Source organism: Enterobacter sp. A8, assembly GCF_004296595.1.
GTDB classification, from domain to species: domain Bacteria; phylum Pseudomonadota; class Gammaproteobacteria; order Enterobacterales; family Enterobacteriaceae; genus Enterobacter; species Enterobacter cloacae.
On the sequence record NZ_SCMF01000001.1, the window covers coordinates 584,106 to 602,399 of the forward strand.

General features: G+C 57.5%; 16 protein-coding genes. 8 read left to right on the forward strand and 8 right to left on the reverse strand.

What is annotated here, in order from left to right; genetic code table 11:
* Window positions 1-45: 45 nt before the first annotated feature.
* The 7 genes from EQV24_RS02770 to EQV24_RS02800 form a co-directional block, all read right to left on the reverse strand.
* Window positions 46-1,062, reverse strand: a complete 1,017-nt coding sequence (locus EQV24_RS02770; RefSeq protein WP_130626138.1) for a LacI family DNA-binding transcriptional regulator — start codon at window positions 1,060-1,062, stop codon at window positions 46-48.
* Between the two features lie 28 nt (window positions 1,063-1,090).
* Window positions 1,091-2,497: a sucrose-6-phosphate hydrolase gene (locus tag EQV24_RS02775; protein WP_130626139.1), complete on the reverse strand. Its 1,407-nt coding sequence runs from the start codon at window positions 2,495-2,497 to the stop codon at window positions 1,091-1,093.
* A complete protein-coding gene (locus EQV24_RS02780; RefSeq protein ID WP_029883319.1) occupies window positions 2,497-3,867 on the reverse strand; it encodes a sucrose-specific PTS transporter subunit IIBC in 1,371 nt (456 codons plus the stop codon). Before EQV24_RS02780 ends, EQV24_RS02775 begins: the two co-directional genes overlap by 1 nt.
* 67 nt (window positions 3,868-3,934) lie before the next feature.
* Complete coding sequence (locus EQV24_RS02785) at window positions 3,935-5,452, reverse strand: carbohydrate porin (protein WP_013096550.1); 1,518 nt, start codon at window positions 5,450-5,452, stop codon at window positions 3,935-3,937.
* Between the two features lie 169 nt (window positions 5,453-5,621).
* Complete coding sequence (locus EQV24_RS02790; RefSeq protein WP_130626140.1) at window positions 5,622-6,515, reverse strand: aminoimidazole riboside kinase; 894 nt, start codon at window positions 6,513-6,515, stop codon at window positions 5,622-5,624.
* Window positions 6,516-6,603: 88 nt separating this feature from the next.
* Complete coding sequence (locus tag EQV24_RS02795) at window positions 6,604-7,815, reverse strand: diguanylate phosphodiesterase (protein ID WP_165876008.1); 1,212 nt, start codon at window positions 7,813-7,815, stop codon at window positions 6,604-6,606.
* A 91-nt stretch (window positions 7,816-7,906) separates the two neighbouring features.
* Entirely contained in the window at window positions 7,907-9,391 is a 1,485-nt protein-coding gene (locus EQV24_RS02800) for an alpha/beta hydrolase (protein ID WP_013096548.1), read from the reverse strand.
* Between the two features lie 267 nt (window positions 9,392-9,658).
* On the opposite strand from EQV24_RS02800, the gene EQV24_RS02805 reads away from it, so the two are divergent.
* The 7 genes from EQV24_RS02805 to EQV24_RS02835 are packed head-to-tail and all read left to right on the forward strand — an operon-like array spanning window position 9,659 to window position 16,492.
* Complete coding sequence (locus tag EQV24_RS02805; RefSeq protein WP_038419494.1) at window positions 9,659-10,513, forward strand: MurR/RpiR family transcriptional regulator; 855 nt, start codon at window positions 9,659-9,661, stop codon at window positions 10,511-10,513.
* Between the two features lie 12 nt (window positions 10,514-10,525).
* A complete protein-coding gene (gene ddpX, locus EQV24_RS02810) occupies window positions 10,526-11,101 on the forward strand; it encodes a D-alanyl-D-alanine dipeptidase (RefSeq protein WP_013096545.1) in 576 nt (191 codons plus the stop codon).
* Between the two features lie 15 nt (window positions 11,102-11,116).
* Window positions 11,117-12,649, forward strand: a complete 1,533-nt coding sequence (locus tag EQV24_RS02815; RefSeq protein ID WP_023619646.1) for an ABC transporter substrate-binding protein — start codon at window positions 11,117-11,119, stop codon at window positions 12,647-12,649.
* 22 nt (window positions 12,650-12,671) lie between these two features.
* Window positions 12,672-13,694 (forward strand): ABC transporter permease, encoded by a 1,023-nt coding sequence (locus EQV24_RS02820; protein ID WP_013096543.1) that lies wholly within the window; start codon window positions 12,672-12,674, stop codon window positions 13,692-13,694.
* Window positions 13,691-14,587, forward strand: coding sequence for a D,D-dipeptide ABC transporter permease (ddpC, locus tag EQV24_RS02825; RefSeq protein ID WP_013096542.1), 897 nt, complete (start codon window positions 13,691-13,693; stop codon window positions 14,585-14,587). Before EQV24_RS02820 ends, ddpC begins: the two co-directional genes overlap by 4 nt.
* Window positions 14,584-15,549 (forward strand): ABC transporter ATP-binding protein, encoded by a 966-nt coding sequence (locus EQV24_RS02830; RefSeq protein WP_130626142.1) that lies wholly within the window; start codon window positions 14,584-14,586, stop codon window positions 15,547-15,549. Before ddpC ends, EQV24_RS02830 begins: the two co-directional genes overlap by 4 nt.
* A 13-nt stretch (window positions 15,550-15,562) precedes the next feature.
* Window positions 15,563-16,492 carry an ABC transporter ATP-binding protein gene (locus tag EQV24_RS02835; RefSeq protein ID WP_130626143.1) on the forward strand — a complete coding sequence of 310 codons (930 nt, stop codon included), beginning with the start codon at window positions 15,563-15,565 and terminating at the stop codon, window positions 16,490-16,492.
* Here EQV24_RS02835 and EQV24_RS02840 read toward each other — a convergent pair.
* Window positions 16,489-17,238 (reverse strand): SDR family oxidoreductase, encoded by a 750-nt coding sequence (locus tag EQV24_RS02840; RefSeq protein WP_029883329.1) that lies wholly within the window; start codon window positions 17,236-17,238, stop codon window positions 16,489-16,491. The genes EQV24_RS02835 and EQV24_RS02840 overlap by 4 nt on opposite strands.
* Window positions 17,239-17,371: 133 nt before the next feature.
* Between EQV24_RS02840 and EQV24_RS02845 the strand changes: the two genes are divergently transcribed.
* Window positions 17,372-18,277 (forward strand): LysR family transcriptional regulator, encoded by a 906-nt coding sequence (locus tag EQV24_RS02845; RefSeq protein WP_045903017.1) that lies wholly within the window; start codon window positions 17,372-17,374, stop codon window positions 18,275-18,277.
* Window positions 18,278-18,294: the final 17 nt, after the last annotated feature.

Consider the following 18,294-nt stretch of genomic DNA (forward strand, 5'->3'; position numbering starts at 1 on the left):
CTTAAATTAATTAAAGTTATTGATATATCCCGTCGTCCGGCAGGGCTATTCTGCCACTTTATAGCGCCGCTGCAGGGTGGCATCCAGTTTCCGCTGCACGGGCTCTGGCGTTTCACCGTCGATCAATTTCCCAATCAGATCAAAGCAGTGCCATGCAAGCTGACGGTTATCCTGGCGCACGGTATCCACCGGGATCGTGAGCGAATCGTAAAGATAGTGATCGTCAAAGCTGGCTAACCTGATGTCACTTTGCAACAGATTGTGCTGCCCCATATAGCGCAGCACCCCTTCCAGCAGGCCGCAGGCGGCGGTGAACAGGGCTTTTGGCGGACGCCCCAGACGAGCACAGAGTTCGGCGAACATCTCGTAACCGGAACTCGGGTGATAATTTCCGTGAATGATCCACTCCGGGCGCAGCGTAACGTTCGCGTCGCGCAGACCCTGTTTAAACCCTTCAAGGCGGTCGCGCGTGGGGGAAAGCCGTGGCTGCCCACCGAGGAAATAAAACTCATCGGGGTGCTGGCGGGCAATGTCGGCCACCAGTTTGGCTGTCGGGATAATGGAATCGGTGATCACCAACGGCAGCGAGCTGTCATTCATGTGGCGGTCAAAGAGCACCACGGGCAGCTGTTCACTCAGTTTCTGGTAATCCGCATCGTTGAGCATGCTGGAGGCAACAATCAGCCCGTCGACCTGACGCGCCACCATGTTGTTGACCACCACGGTCTCCTGCCCCGGATTTTCATCGCTACAGGAGATGAGCAGCTGAACGCCCGCCTCGCGGCACAACGTCTCCAGTTCGTGAGAAAACACGGCAAACCCGTAGTTGGTGATCTCCGGGACCACCAGACCAATGGTGTGGCTGCGGTTATCGCGCAGCGAGCGGGCGTGAATGCTGGGCTGGTAGTGATGCTCTTTCGCAATGGCCAGCACGCGCTCACGGGTCTCTTCCGCCACGCGCAGCTCTTTGCTGCGTCCGTTCAGTACCAGGCTGGCGGTGGCTTTTGACACCCCCGCCAGCTCCGCGATGTCTTTAATGGTGACGCGTTTTGTTTTTCTCACAACGACTTAGATCCGGCTGCCAAAACCGCTATTCTACCATGCAGCCGCGCAGCGACCAGTAGCGTAATGTGATGTCGGACGCACCTTCGAATCGCACACGGGCCGGTTGGTCAGGAAAATAGCGACTGCTCATCACCCCTTCGCCGTGGTTGATGAAAATTTCGACGCTGGAGCGGTCGCACAGAACGCGCAGATGGTGAACCTCACCCAGCCAGTAGCGGGTTAACGTCTCACCCGTTTGCAGGCTGGCACGTTCCAGACGCAGGCCATTGCCATCGACCGTGAGGTGCAGCGCACCGGCAAAATCCAGTTTCGCGCAGGCAGCGCTCAGCTCGAACTCAAGGCGCGAGGCATCAAGCTCCGGCGCATCGCAGGCGTTGCCCTGCCAGTGCAGTTCCTCTTCACGCAGCATTTCCAGCTCACGCACCGGGGTCTGCCAGAGCTTGCCGTCGCGGTAGCGCAGCTCTCGCGGACAGGTCATCTGATGGATCCAGCCCTGTGCCCGGGTGGGCTGCAGCATCTCTTCCCCGTCAGGCACGCCCATCCAGCCAATCAGGATCCGCCGGCCATCTTCCGCCAGCGTCGTTTGCGGGGCGTAGAATTCAAAACCGGCATCCAGTTCGTGTAACTCACCGTGCTCAAATGCGCCGCGCTGATAGTCAAACGCCCCGCTCATCCAGGCCGCCGGATAGGTGTTGAGATAACGATGCGGCTCACGGGCCAGCCCCTGCGGGCAGCAGATCAGAACGTGCGTCCCGTCGAGGGCAAACAGGTCCGGGCACTCCCACATGTATCCCGCCTCCGTCAGTCCATTGACGCCGTGACCGGCGATTTCTCCGCACGATTCCCACATGTGCAAATCGGCAGACCTGAACAGCAGCACCTTGCCCCGCTTGTGCACATCCTGCGCGCCCAGCACCATGTACCACTGCCCGTCGTGCTGCCACACTTTCGGGTCGCGCACGTGGCCGGTGTAGCCATCCGGCAGCGCCAGCACCGGCCCCAGTTTTTTAAAGGTCCCGTCCGGTTGTTCCACCGCCAGGCACTGCCAGGCGGTGCGGCTGCCGTCATCGAATTTAACGTTGCCGGTATAGCACAGCGTCAGCATCCCGTTGTTGTCCACGGCGCTGCCGGAATAGCAACCGTTGCGGTCGTACTCTTCATCTGGCATCAGCGCCATCGGCTCGTGCTGCCAGTGCAGCAGATCGTGCGAACTCCAGTGCCCCCAGCATTTATACCGGTGATCGCAGCCCAGCGGGTTCCACTGATAAAACAGATGGTAGCGCCCGGCAAACCAGATAAAACCGTTCGGATCGTTCATCAGCCCCGTCACCGGTGCCGGGTGCCACTGCGGGTAGTGGCGGTCGGCACGCGCGCGCGGTTGGCCTTTCATCACGGCCTGCAGCACGGCAGGCCAGCGGGAAGGTAATGTCATTATTCAGAGTCCGTTTTATATTTCAGCAGCAGCGAGACGGTAAACGCTACGCCAAAGGCAATCACCATGCCGATAATATAGTTGAGCAGCGAACTGGCCTGCACGATGGCCATCCCCGGCAGCGCCGTCAGCCCTACCGCCGTCATGTAGACATGCACCGACACCACCCATGCGCCGCCCACCGCACCGCCAATCAGCGCGGCCACAAACGGTTTCACGAAACGCAGATTGATACCAAAGATAGCGGCTTCGGTAATGCCGAGCATGGCCGAGAACGCCGACGGTAAGGTAATGGCTTTGATTTTTGCGTCTTTGGTTTTAAACCACACCGCCAGGCACGCACCACCCTGCGCCACGTTCGCCATGGCCCAGATGGGCAGCAGGAAATTAACGCCAATCGACGGATTCCCCAACAGCCCGGCTTCAATCGCGTGGAAGCTGTGGTGAATGCCGGTAATAACAATCACCGAATAGAGCCCGCCGAACAGCAAACCGGCCAGCCAGCCCGCGTGGGTAATCAGCGTGCTCAGAATAAAGGAGATGCCATCGCCTAACGCGCGTCCCGCCGGGCCGATAATCAGCAGCGCGATAAAACCGGAGAGAATGACGGTCAGGAACGGCGTCAGGATCAGGTCTAACGCATCCGGGATGACCTTGCGCAGGTTTTTCTCCACAATGCTCATAAACCAGACGGCCAGCAGCACCGGGAACACCGTTCCCTGATAGCCAATCATGGCAATCTCAAGGCCGAAAAAGTTCATGGTGTGGAAGCCGGACGCCACGCCCCAGGCGTTGGTCAGCGCCGGGTGGGTCAGAATGCCACCTAGCGTGGCGCCTAAATAGGGATTACCGCCAAACTCACGCGCGGCGGTAAAACCAATCAGGATCGGTAAAATAATAAACGCCGCCGAGCTGCACATATCCAGCATGATGTAGATGGCGTTATCGGCATTCACCCAGCCGTAGGTTTTCACCATTCCGAGCAGGCCCATCAGCAAACCGGACGCAACAATGGCGGGAATGATCGGTACGAAAATATTGGAAAGCAGGCGGGCAATGCGCTGGAACGGGTTGAGCTTACGCGCCGCGAGATCTGCCGCTTCTGACTTGCTGGATTCACCAATCCCTGCCGCCTGAATAAAAGCCGCGTAAACCTTATTCACCACGCCGGTGCCAAAAATCACCTGCATCTGGCCCGCGTTACGAAAACAGCCTTTCACCCCCTCGACCTTGCCGATGGCCTGCTGGTCAGCAAGCGCATCGTCGACCAGCACCAGACGAAGGCGCGTTGCGCAGTGCGCGGCACTGGCGATGTTCTCTTTGCCACCGAGCAGCGGAATGAGCGCACGGGAAATATTATCAAAATCCATAGTTACCTCTGCCTGACTTCATTTTTATGATGTTTGATACGCTCCCGCCTGGCGGGAGCGTGAAGGGTTAAAACCAGGTTTCCATCTGGACCCCAAAGTTCCATTCCCCGCCAGCGTTAAAGCCGCTGCTGCCAAAGGCGTCATCGCTGGCGTAGTTATCCAGTTTGCTGCTCCAGTCCATCCAGGTGGCAAACAGGCGCAGTTCAGGACGGCTGAAGAAATCGCCAATTTTGCCCGCCTTTAAGGTCGGTGCGAAGGTCAGCTTGTAGAAGCTGCCGTTAACGGCGTTGCGATCTTTGTAGCCTTCCGGGTTCAAATCCATGTACTGATAGCTGCCCTCAAACGCCAGGGCGAAATTCTGCGTAACCTCTTTGATCAGGCGGGTATTGAGCGTAACCCACTCGTAGCTGTCGCCTTTGACGTAGCGGTCTTTACTGCTCTGGGCCAGTACAGCAGGCGCGATATGCCAGCCACCGCCGAGTGGCGTGACACCGTAACTTGCGAAGCGCCAGGTATCGGCTTCTGACAGCAGCGCGCCATCAGAGCCGATGCTTTTAACTTCTGCCCCCAGGCCGTGACCATACAGCAGCGCCGTTTTCGCTGAGCCTTCTCGCAGGCCGTAGAAGCTGTCATTGTGCAGACCCACCAGGGCATGCACGCCGGTGTTCGCCGCATCGGTTTTAATCAGATCGCCATTACTGTCCTTGCGTTCGTCGTTATCCTTCGCCCGCAGGCCGCTCACCATCAGCTGGAATGGCCCGGCAAAGTGATTCATGCTGAGGATATAGTTCTGAACGTTGTTGTCGATCTGCTCTTCGCTGCCGAAGTTGCGCCCGTAAATCGAGAAGTTGCTGCGCAGCGTATCATTCCACTTCACGTCGTAGACACCGCCGCCGGTACCGGCGAGGAACACGACGTCAGAATCCAGCCAGTGAATATCAAAGTTATCGCGGTCAAAGCGTTTACCGGCCCAGAAGGTACTCCCTTTCAGCGCGCCAGTGAAATCAGGCAGATTGCCCAGCTCGGCAAAGGCCTGACGAATGTTAAGATCGCTGGTATCGGCTGACCAGTCGTTATAGGTCTTCTGCCCGTCGGCTAACATGGCCTTAAAGCGCGTGGTCGCCCCACTCTCCAGCGTCTGTTTGTGTTCCACATTTAGCTCAACGTAGGTATCCGCTTCGTTACCCAGACGACCGACCGCGCCCCCGGTTTCCCCGGCAGGCGTCAGATACGGACCGCTTTTGCTGCTGGACGCCGCATCATTCATCAGCAGGCCTGAGCGAGCATAACCGTGAAATTCAAAACCACTGCTCTGATCGGCTTTCTTTTCCAGCACCGTGGTACGCTGGGCCACCTCCTGGGTGGTGGTCTGCGTTTGCTGCTGGGCGGCAACCAGCTGCTGCGTTTTTTGTTCTGCTGCCGTCGCGCGTTTCTCCGCATTCTGGGCGCGCATTTCCGCATCCTGAAGACGCTGTTCCAGCGCCGCCAGGCGCGATTCAATGCTTGTCATATCGGTCTGGGCAAAAACAGAGGTACTACCGGCCAGCATGCCAATCATCACGGCAAGTCTGCGTTTTTTATACATTTTGTCGCATCCCTAAAAAAAGTGTTTTGATAATGCTAAATTGCTAAACCGGTTTAGGCTGCTGATACTAAACCCGTGAATTTTGGATCGGCAATACTTTTTGCTAAACCGTTTTAGTAAGTGTGATCGAGGCGACAATTCAGGCCGCCGGTCGGCGGCCAGGAAGGAATTACAGGTTGTGACGGTACGGCAGCGCGGTCATTGCCCCTTTGGCCGTCGTGGCCAGTGCACCACAGCGCTGGGCCAGTGCAAGGGTTGTTGCCAGATCCTGGCCTGACGAGGCCAGGCCGAACAGCAACCCTGCGACGAACGCATCGCCTGCGCCGGTGGTGTCAACACACGCTACCGGTGTGGCCGGATAGTGTGTCGTGATGCCCTCATGCCAGGCCATTACCCCCTCTTTACCCAGCGTCACCAGCACCAGTCGGGCCGGACAATGGCGCATCAGCGCCGCCAGACCGGTTTCGATATGGGATTCGCCGGTCAAAAACGTCAGCTCTTCAACGGAGAGCTTCACCACGTCCGCGCGCTGTAGCGCAAGTTCGAGGCAACGGCGAAGATCGCCCTCATCCCGCCATAGGTCGGGGCGAATGTTGGGGTCGAAGCTGACAAAACCACCGGCTTTTTTAATTGCATCCATCGCCTGAAAAGTGGCAGAGCGACTCGGCTCCGCGCTGAGCGCAATGGAGCAGACGTGCAGCCACTCTTTGGCCCTGAAAGGCGGCAGATCGGTGGAATCGAGAAACAGATCGGCGCTCGGCCGAACCATAAACGTAAACGAGCGTTCGCCCTGTTCGTCCAGATCAACCACCACCGTTGAGGTGCGGTGAGCCGGATCGAGGCGCATCCACTGCACATCAACCTGCTCATCCGCAAGCGTTTTCTGCATAAAGCGGCCAAACGGATCGTCGCCAACCCTACCAATAAAGGCACTTTTTCCGCCCAGTCGGGCGATGCCGACCGCCACATTTGCCGGTGCTCCGCCGGGACATTGCAGCAATTTGCCGTCCCCCTCTGGCAGTAAATCCACCACTGCATCACCGAGTACCCAGATTTTATCCATGTCATCCCCGTAGCTAAACTCTGTTAAACCGTTTTAGCTATTTAAACACAGGCTGACCAAAGGGGAAATAATCAGGAAGGAAAAAGCGTTATCGTACCAGGTGTGGCCAGTGAATATCGCCCACCCCGTTAAGCTGCGGCCGGGCAAACAGAAACCCCTGGAAACGGCGAATACCGGCGGATTCCAGCCAGCACCACTCCTCCAGCTTCTCAATGCCTTCCGCCACCAGCGTGATCTCAAGGTCGCTGCAGCAGCTCACTATCGATCGGACAATCGCCTGTTTTGGGCCGCTGAGATGAATATTGCTGACAATTTCCCGATCGATCTTGATTTTATCCGGCTGGAAGCGGGTAAGCAGTGAAAGCCCCGCATACCCGGAGCCGAAATCATCGATCGCCAGGCCAATACCGTCACCCCGAAGCTGTTTGATCGCGCTGTTGAACTTGTTAAAGCCGGAAATCATCTCATTTTCAGTTACTTCTATGACCACCTGCTCCGGCTGAAGCCCGTGTTGTCTGATTTGCTCCACCAGAAACTCGACCGCCCCGGGCACCTTGACCAGCGACATGGGAAGCAAATTCACCGCAATTTTATGGCTGCCGATACCCAGTTTCTCCGCAAGCGCGAAGGCATACGCTTTGGTTTGCAGATCCACTTCGTAGAGCTTGTCCTGATCGAGCGTTTTGAAGAAATGTTCCGGGCTCCCGCCATCGTTGCCACGAATAAGCGCTTCAAGTGAACTGATTTTCCCTTCCGAGGGCTCGACTATCGGCTGCAGCGCAAACTGACAGATTTGACCGGCTATCAACCCCATGGCCTCACCGAAGGGCGCTTTTTCACATGCGAGCGTCCATTTTCCCGCATCCACCGGGTTCCTCGTCTGGCCGGTATGTTTCCCGGTGATAAAGGTCTGAATGAATTTGAACACCCGATCATCGGATATGAGATAGCTTTCCAGCTGGCTGTAATGCAAAACCGACTCAAGCACCTCTTTTGGGGACTGGACCTGCAGGTCAAACAGCAGCATGCCGACATTGTCAAACCGTCTGCGGGGGCCGTAATCCCGCATCAGTTCGACGACGCCACTGTGGCGCTCATCATCGCGAATTTTGTGGAACAACTTCACGACGCTCTCTTCCGCGCCCTCAAGAATTTGCATGACGTCACAGCCGTTCGAGAGCAGGACACCCGTGATGTTCAGTTTGGCATTGCGGCTTCGTGCTCGTTCTACCAGCGCGCTTAATTCTGCGGACCGGCAGGATAAATGTAACTGGCTTCGATAAATCAGCGTGGTGAGCACAGGAATGGGTTCCAGAATAAGGGAGGCGCCGAGGAAGTTACTGTTTAACATACTTCACCAGCGCTACCTAATAAATTAACGGCTTAAGGGATCACCCTTTTTCCTCCGTCCCGATGCGGTTGTCGATCCGCATCTTCATGTAGTCGTAAAACGGATTTGAGGTCACCCGCATCAGGGCATCTTTACCCACGCTCAGTACGGAGGTCTCTCCCCACAACGCAATGGTGCCCAGGCTGATGCCATAGCGGTTTTTCACGGCAGGATGCCGGCCATACAGATCGTCATCAGGCGGGAAAGGTACGGCGACATGCGAAAGCGAATAGACCTCCGGCGGATACTGCTGCGCCAGCGGCTCCACGGTCTCTTCTGTGCTGTCTGCGGGGATGTGCTTCGCGACCGTGGCGAAACGCTCCGCACTGGCGTTGGTAATAATTGTGACACTGTAACGTCTTTGCGCAGACGGCAACAGCTCAGAGAGGGCCGTCCACGACGACGGCCGGAATAACGGGCGGAAACTCGCCGCCTGGTTGATATCAAACACCACCAGTTCACTGCCGTTGGCCGGGAGCTGGTCAAATAACCCCGTGACAACCGCACGGGTACTGACGGTGGAATCCATCACCGACTGAAAGGCCAGTACCGGCGGCAACCGATCCAGCGTGTGGTTTTGTGCATCGCGGCCAATCTGCTCCTGCAGCGCCTTCGTCAACAGCCACGACTGACGCGCCGCGTTTACCGGGAAAGAATTGTATTTGTAAGGGTTATACTCCGGCGCGATATTCAGCCACGCCGCTTTCGCAAACGCCGGTAACAGTGCCGGTAAGCCTGCGAATCCGGCAAAGCGGGCAAACGCCGTGACGCCGATCATCGGTGACAACAACACCAGTTGCTGAGGTTTTCGCAGCGAAGGCGACTCCAGCGCGTCCAGGGTGTATTTCATCGCCAGCGCCCCGCCGTTGGAATAGCCCACCAGATGCAAAGGAACGTTATCCCCCGCCAGACGGGAGGCTTCGCGCACGGCAAGACGCGTCGCCGCCAGCCACATCTCCCAGTCAACATTTGTCAGCGCCCCTGGTGCCGTCCCATGTCCGGGCAGACGCGGCACCACGGCCACAAATCCGCGCTGCTGATAATCAACGGCAAGGTGCTTAACGCTATAGGGCGAATCGGTGAGTCCGTGCAGTAAAACTACCGCACCACGCGGTTTACCGGCAGGCATCAGCACAAACGAGCGATTTGCATCCGGAGTAAATTTTCCGGGCCACACCAGGCTCTGACGGTAGTAGCGGTTTAAGGCGGTACGCTCCTCCCCCTTCGTTTTTGCCGTGACCGCGTTATCCAGGTCGGTGAAGATGGCCTTTTCCCGGTCGAGATAGTCAGCAAAGTTCGCCTTATCCAGCTCGCTTACGCTCATTTCATCCGCACGCCAGGTATGCCAGAGATGTAACGCCGGCCCCTGCTGCGAGAGATATACCCGCACTGCCAGCAGCACAACCACGATAATCCCTATGACCATCGCCACTTTCTTTGCGAGAGCCATCAGGCGCACGCTGACACGCCAGGGCAGATTCGCCATACCGGGTTCCTTCTCTTAGTCACTGTGTTTGTATCTTATCAAAAATGTGAAGGGGCTGACGTATTCACCAAATTCATCTCTGTCGAATCCGACAATGCACCAAAAGTGAACTACGCTGCACAAATGTTGATCATTGGTTAATCAAATATTGCATGAAATTTACAGCACAGCGGCTTTTCGCCGTCATGTGAACATGGCACGCGTCATGCATTGTTAACCAGGTAACATAATTCCGGCCATCGACAGCCGGTTAACAGCGAGGCGGTAATGACCACCAAACCTGAAATGCTGAACCGTATCGAAGCCACCTTCAGCCAGCTGACGCCCAGCGAAAAGCGTGTGGCAAGCTGGATGCTGGCGCACGCCGCGCTGATACCGTTTGAGACGGCAGAGAGCGTGGCGCTGACTACCGGTACCAGCGGGATCACCGTCGGGCGCTTCCTGCGTAAGCTGGGGTATCGCAACCTGGACGATGCCAAAAAAAGCCTGCGCGATCCTTATCAGCCCTGGGGAATGAACGAACGTCTGGACTCCTGGCAACAGCAGCGCCCGCTCTCGGATCGCCTCCAGCACTCCCTTTCGCTGGAGGTGGATGCAATCACCCATGTTTATCAGCTGGCACAAACCGATGTCTTTAAGCAAATCGTCCATCAGCTCACCCATGCTGAGGCGGTGTTTGTGTTGGGTATTCAGTCAACACGCGGGATTGCCAACGCCTTCTTCAGCCACCTGGAATACCTGCGCCCGCGCGTGAGCTACTCCGAGGGGTTATCCGGCAGTTGGGTTGAATCGCTCAACTCCGGTTTTGACCACCCTTATGTGGTGCTGACCGATACCCGCGCCTATTCCGCCATTGCCCGGCAGTACTGTCGTGTCGCAAGTCAGAAAAGTATTCCGATGGCCCTGATCACCGATATCTGGTGTCCGTGGGCGCGGGATTACCCTATTGATTTATTGCAGGTTAAAACCGATACCGGCCACTTCTGGGATTCGCTGGCCCCTGTGAGCTGTCTTTTCAACCTGCTGCTGTCAGGCGTGGTCCAGGCGCTGGGTGATGCGCTTGCAGACCGTCTGACGATAAACCGTGAATTACAACAAGAGTTTGGACAATTCGAACGCTAAAGGAGCGGAGCTATGCCCGAAGAGAGTGAACTGATCGATGTCGCCAGAATGTTTCCTGAGTTGCATATCGATCTGAAATACGCCACCGCCGACAACCTGACTGGCCGTCCCATTTATCAGGAGGCGCTGTGTTTGCTGCATACCGATGCCGCCACCGCGCTGGCGAAATCGATTGGCATCGCCACGCTCGCCGGACTGAAACTGGTGGTATACGACGCCTATCGCCCACAGCAGGCCCAGGCGCAGCTGTGGGATGCGTGCCCGAACCCGGAATATGTGGTGGATGTGGCCATTGGCTCCAATCACAGCCGCGGCACGGCCATCGACGTCACCCTGATGGATGAACATAACAACGTGCTGGATATGGGGGCCGGGTTTGATGAGATGGATGACCGTTCTCATCCGTATCATCCCTCTGTGCCGCCGCACGCCCAGCGCAACCGCCTGCTGCTTAACGCCATCATGTTTGGCGGCGGCTTTGTGGGGATCGGCAGCGAATGGTGGCACTTCGAGTTGCCAAACGCCGCCAGTTATCCCCTTCTTGACGATCGTTTCGCCTGTTTTCCGTTGACGCACACCCCTCTTTAAACCTGGAGCACTGCCATGAAAACAACGCTTCTCACGACGCTTATCGCCGCCACGCTGGCCCTGAGCATGCCTGCTGCGCAGGCCGCCGTTCCGAAAGACATGCTGGTGATAGGTAAAGCCGCCGACCCGCAAACCCTCGATCCGGCAATCACCATTGATAACAACGACTGGACCGTCACCTATCCGTCCTATCAGCGTCTGGTGAAGTACAAGCCTGGCACCACGGAGGTCGAAGGCGATCTGTCCACGGGCTGGAAGGCATCTGAGGATCAGAAAGAGTGGACCTTCACCCTGACGGACAACGCGAAATTCTCTGACGGCACGCCGGTCACCGCTGAAGCGGTAAAACTGTCGTTTGAGCGCCTGCTGAAGCTCAGCCAGGGGCCGTCTGAAGCGTTCCCGAAAGATCTCAAAATTGATGCCGTTGATGACCACACGGTGAAGTTCACCCTCAGCCAGCCGTTTGCTCCCTTCCTCTATACCCTGGCGAATGACGGTGCATCGATTATTAACCCGGCCGTACTAAAGGCCAATGCCGCCGATGATGCGCGGGCTTATCTGGCGCAGAACACCGCCGGTTCCGGGCCATTTATGCTGAAGAGCTGGCAAAAAGGTCAGCAGCTGGTGCTGGTGCCTAACCCGCACTGGGCGGGAGATAAGCCCCACTTTAAGCGCGTCTCGGTGAAAATTATCGGTGAAAGCGCGTCGCGTCGCCTGCAGCTTTCCCGTGGCGATCTGGATATTGCCGACTCCCTGCCTGTCGATCAGCTTTCTGCGCTCAAGCAGGAGGGCAAAGTCGCCGTGGCGGAGTATCCGTCCCTGCGCGTGACCTATCTCTATCTCAACAACAGCAAAGCGCCGCTGAATCAGGTGGATTTGCGTCGGGCCGTCTCCTGGGCAACCGATTATCAGGGGATGGTGAAAGGCATTCTCAGCGGTAACGGCAAGCAGATGCGCGGCCCGATCCCGGATGGCATGTGGGGCTTTGACGCCACCGCCATGCAGTACAGCTTTGACGAGGCCAAAGCGAAAGCGGCACTGGAGAAAGTCAAAGATAAACCGGCCAGCCTGACGTTCCTCTACTCGGACAACGACCCGAACTGGGAGCCTATCGCCCTCTCCACTCAGGCCAGCCTGGGCAAGCTCGGTATCAACGTCAAGCTGGAAAAACTGGCTAACGCCACCATGCGCGACCGCGTGGGTAAAGGCGATTATGACATTGCCATTGGCAACTGGAGCCCGGACTTTGCCGACCCGTACATGTTCATGAACTACTGGTTTGAGTCGGACAAAAAAGGTCTGCCGGGCAACCGCTCGTTCTATGAGAACAAAGAGGTCGATTCCCTGCTGCAGGCGGCGCTGAAAACCACGGACCAGGCGGAGCGCACCCGCGATTACCAGCAGGCGCAGAAGATTGTGATTGACGAAGCGGCCTACGTTTATCTGTTCCAGAAGAACTACCAGCTGGCAATGAACAAAGAGGTCAAAGGCTTCACCTTTAATCCAATGCTCGAGCAGGTGTTCAACATCGCCACCATGAGCAAGTAACGGTTTCGCCGGGGGAAAGTGTATGACGTTCTGGAGCATTGTGCGCCAGCGCTGCTGGGGGTTAATCCTGGTAGTAGCCGGTGTCTGTATCATCACCTTTATCATTTCACACCTGATCCCCGGCGATCCGGCCCGCCTGCTGGCCGGTGACCGTGCCAGCGACGAGATTGTGCAAAACATTCGCCAGCAACTGGGACTGGATCAGCCGCTCTATATCCAGTTTGGCCGCTATGTGGACGCCCTGGCGCACGGCGATTTAGGGACCTCTATCCGTACCGGGCGGCCGGTGGCGGAAGATTTAAAAGCCTTCTTCCCTGCCACGCTGGAGCTGGCGTTCTGTTCCCTGCTGCTGGCGCTGGTGATCGGCGTTCCGCTGGGGATTTTATCGGCGGTCTACCGTAACCGCTGGCTGGATCATCTGGTACGGCTGATGGCGATGACAGGGATCTCCACACCGGCCTTCTGGCTGGGTCTGGGCGTCATCGTCTTGTTCTACGGCCATCTGCAGCTTCTGCCCGGCGGCGGCAGGCTGGACGACTGGCTCGACCCGCCTGCCCACGTGACGGGCTTTTATCTGCTGGATGCCCTGCTGGAGGGTAACGGCGAGGTCTTTTTCAACGCCCTGCAACACCTGATTTTACCGTCACTGACGCTGGCGTTTGTTCATCTTGGCATCGTGGCGCGTCAGGTACGTTCCGCCATGCTGGAGCAGCTCAGCGAAGATTACATTCGCACCGCCCGCGCCAGCGGCTTGCCGGGCTGGTATATCGTCCTGCGGTATGCCCTGCCGAATGCGATGATCCCGTCCATTACCGTACTCGGGCTGGCGCTGGGCGATCTGCTTTATGGTGCAGTACTGACCGAAACCGTCTTTGCCTGGCCAGGCATGGGCGCCTGGGTGGTGACCTCCATTCAGGCGCTGGATTTCCCTGCCGTCATGGGCTTCGCCGTGGTGGTTTCACTGGCCTATGTGGTCGTCAATCTGGTGGTTGATCTGCTCTATCTGTGGATTGACCCTCGTATCGGGCGCGGAGGTGCCGAATGATGTTGACTGAGGAAACGCCCGTCCCCGTAAACACAACGAAACCGGGCATCGACTGGGCAAGGCTCTTCTGGATGCTGCGTCAAAGCCCGCTCACGCTGATCGGCGGGGTGATTATGCTGGTGATGCTGTTGCTGATGGTAACCTCACCGTGGATCGTCCCCCATGATCCGAACGCGCTGGATCTCACTGCCCGGTTGCAGGCCCCGTCTGCGCAACACTGGTTTGGTACCGATGAAGTCGGACGCGATCTGTTCAGCCGCGTGCTGGTCGGTAGCCAGCAATCCATTACCGCCGGGCTGGCGGTGGTGGTGATTGCCGGGAGTATCGGCTCGCTGCTGGGCTGTTTGTCCGGCGTGCTGGGCGGGCGCGGCGATGCCATCATTATGCGGGTGATGGACATTATGCTCTCCATTCCCTCCCTGGTACTGACCATGGCGCTGGCGGCGGCGCTGGGACCGAGTCTGTTTAACGCCATGCTGGCGATTGCGATTGTGCGTATCCCGTTTTACGTGCGCCTGGCGCGCGGGCAGACCCTGGTGGTGCGCCAGTTTACCTATGTGCAGGCCGCCCGTACATTTGGCGCATCGCGCTGGCATTTGATCAGCTGGCACATTCTGCGTAACGCCCTGCCACCGCTGATCGTGCAGGCCTCACTGGATATTGGCAGCGCCATTCTGATGGCCGCCACGCTGGGCTTTATCGGCCTTGGGGCACAGCAGCCCACCGCCGAATGGGGAGCGATGGTGGCCGTGGGCCGCAACTATGTGCTCGACCAGTGGTGGTACTGCGCCTTTCCTGGTGCGGCAATTCTGGTCACTGCCGTCGGGTTTAATCTGTTTGGTGACGGCATTCGCGACCTGCTGGATCCGAAATCGGGAGGAAAACAGGCATGAGCGAAGCAGTATTAACCATTGAAGATTTACACCTGAGCTTCCCGATATTTCGCGGTGAAGTTCACGCCCTGAACCACGTATCGCTGGAGATCAAACGCGGCGAGATTGTTGGCGTAGTGGGCGAATCCGGCTCCGGAAAATCGGTAACGGCGATGCTGACCATGCGTCTGCTGCCGGAGGGCAGTTACCGGATCCATCGCGGGCAGGTAAAACTGTTGGGTGAAGATGTCCTGAATGCATCCGAGAAACAGCTCCGCCAGTGGCGCGGTGCCAAAGTGGCGATGATTTTTCAGGAGCCGATGACAGCGCTGAACCCAACGCGACGAATTGGCAAACAGATGGTGGAGGTGATCCGCCAGCATCAGCCCCTTTCACGGCGTGATGCCGGGAAAAAAGCGATCACCCTGCTGGAAGAGATGCAGATCCCGGATGCGGCGGAGGTCATGGAACGTTATCCGTTCGAGCTGTCCGGTGGCATGCGCCAGCGGGTGATGATTGCGCTGGCCTTCTCCTGCGAGCCTGAACTGATTATTGCCGATGAGCCGACCACCGCACTGGACGTCACCGTCCAGCTACAGGTACTGCGATTGCTGAAGCATAAAGCGCGGGCCAGCGGAACCTCGGTACTGTTTATCAGTCACGATATGGCGGTGGTTTCACAGCTCTGCGATCGGATGTATGTCATGTACGCCGGGAGCGTGATTGAAAGCGGCACCACGCAAACGCTGATCCACCATCCCGTTCATCCCTATTCCATCGGCCTGCTGCAGTGTGCGCCTGAAAACGGCGAGCCGCGCGAGATGCTGCCTGCCATCCCCGGTACGGTGCCCAATCTTAGCCAGCTTCCGCGCGGGTGTGCTTTTCGGGAGCGCTGTTTTGCTGCGGGCGTAAAATGCACTGAAACGCCGCGCTTACTGCCTCAGTGGGCCGAAGGCCAGCGGGCGGCCTGCTGGTATCCGTAACAGGAGAAAACCCATGTCTGACGTACTGCTGGAACTGGATCGCGTGCACGTTAACTTTCCCGCACGCAAAAACTGGCTGGGGCGGGTCACTGAACAGGTGCACGCTCTTAACGGGCTGGATCTTCAGATCCATCGCGGCGAAACGCTGGGGATTGTTGGCGAATCCGGCTGTGGTAAAAGCACGCTGGCGCAGCTTTTAATGGGGATGCTCAAACCCAGTGCCGGCCTGTGTGCACGGACAAACCACGTGGGCGGTATGCAGATGGTGTTCCAGGATCCGCTCTCGTCGCTTGACCCGCGCCTGCCGGTCTGGCGCATTATCACCGAGCCGGTGTGGGTGCAAAAACGCAGCAGCGAACGGGAACGACGTCAGCTTGCTGAAAACCTGGCGCAGCAGGTCGGTATCCGCCCGGAATATCTCGACCGCCTGCCGCACGCCTTTTCCGGCGGGCAGCGCCAGCGTATTGCTATCGCCCGCGCTCTTTCCTCTGACCCGGACATCATCGTGCTGGATGAGCCCACCAGCGCGCTGGATATTTCCGTACAGGCGCAGATCCTCAATTTACTGGTGAAGCTACAGCAGGAACGCAACCTGACCTATGTGCTGATATCCCATAACGTCTCGGTTGTCAGGCACATGAGCGATCGCGTGGCGGTGATGTATCTGGGACAGATTGTCGAACTGGGCACGGCGGCACAGGTGCTGGTTACGCCGCGTCATCCCTACACCAGGCTGCTGCTCGATTCCGTTCCCAGAACCGGTGAGCCGCTGGATGAAAACCTGGCGCTGCGTAAAACGGATCTCCCGGGTAACCGCCATCTGCCCGAGGGGTGCTATTTCCGCGACCGTTGTCCGCAGGCCACGCAGGGGTGTGAACGCCCGCAGCCGCTACAGCCTTCACACGAGGGCCGTAGCGTGCGCTGCTGGCGTAATGTGGATTAAATTTGCGCCATCCCACCATCAACAAACAGCTCGGTGGCGTTAATAAAGCTGGCCGCGTCAGAGGCCAGAAACGCCACCACTTTCCCCACCTCGCCCGGCGCACCTAAACGTCCTAACGGAACCTGTGCAGCCAGCGCATCGTACAGCCCCTGACGATGTTCTTCTGGCACCAGTTCGCCGAGTCCCGGGGTTTTGACGGGGCCAGGACTGACCACGTTGATACGGATCCCACGGCCCTGCAGATCCAGCGCCCAGGAGCGGGCAAAGTTGCGCACGGCGGCTTTGCTGGCGCTGTAGACGCTAAAGTTTGCCGTTCCCTTTATCGACACCGTTGAACCGGTCAGAATAATGGACGACCCGGCAGATAACAGCGGCAGCGCTTTTTGTACTGTAAACAGCACTCCGCGCACGTTTGTGCCGAAAATACGGTCAAACTGCTCCTCGGTGATTGCTCCCAGCGGCAGCATATCTCCGCCACCCGCATTGGCGAACAAAATATCGAGACGCCCTTCTTCTTTTGCTATCTGCGCATAGACTCGATCCAGATCGGCGAGTTGTGAGACGTCGGCACGAATACCCACCGCACGGGAATCAATTTGTGCGACGGCGGCATCCAGCTCGGCCTGTCGACGACCGGTGATATAAACTTTGGCGCCCTGAGCCGCCAGCTCCTGCGCCGTGGCAAGACCAATACCGGTGCTGCCGCCAGTGACCAGTGCGATTTTTTCGAAGAGCGTTGTGTTCATGTCATTTACCTTTTGTTGGGTTTGCGTTGTGCGTTTTGCTTGCGCTGGAGACACATTAGCCCTTGCCGGATTAGTGAAAAACCAGCAAAAATGAAAATGACTATTCACAGACAGAAATAATCGAGAGAAAAAGATGGACCAGCTCATGGCGATGCGCGCCTTCACGCGGGTTGTGGAAACCGGTAGCTTTACCCGAGCGGCTGATTCGCTAAACATGCCCATCGCCACACTGAGCAAGCTTGTGAAAGCGCTTGAGGCGCATCTTGAAATACGGCTGCTGCACCGTACCACCCGCCGGGTGGTCACGACGCCGGAAGGCGCGGAGTATTATGAAAAAGCGCTCAGGGTGCTCATTGATATCGAAGATATCGATACCTCGTTTCGCGTCTCTCACGCCACACCGAAAGGACACCTGCGGGTGGATATTGGCGGTTCGACTGCCCGCGACGTGCTCATCCCCCTGCTCCCGGATTTCATGCAGCGCTACCCGGATATTCGCATCGATCTTGGCGTGGCGGATCGTCCTGTTGATTTGATCAGCGGCAACGTGGATTGTGTGATCAGAGGCGGTCCGCTGAACGATTCCACCCTTATCGCCCGTCATCTGGGCGACGCCGACATGGTGACCTGCGCAACGCCTGGCTATTTGAAAAAGCACGGCGTTCCGGCTTATCCCCAAGAGTTGCGCAACGGACATAAACTTATAAGCTATCTCTCCCCGGTCACCGGGCGACCCTTTCCGTTTCGCTTCAGGAAAGGCGGCGAGGTGCAGGAGATCGGCATTTCGCACTATCTCGGCGTTAATGAAAGCAATGCGCACCTGGCAGCGGCGGTGGCAGGATTAGGGATCATTCAGACGTTTACATATTCAGCAAAGACATATCTTCAGGCGGGTACGTTACAAGAAATTTTAAGCGACTGGCACCCGGCGGCGTATCCGTTTCACGTGGTTTATCCGCAAAACCGGCATCTGACGCATCGGCTTAAGGCGTTTATTGCATGGCTGGCAGCGGTTTTTCCTGCTGCGCTGAAGGGATAGCCGGGCCTTCGCCCGGC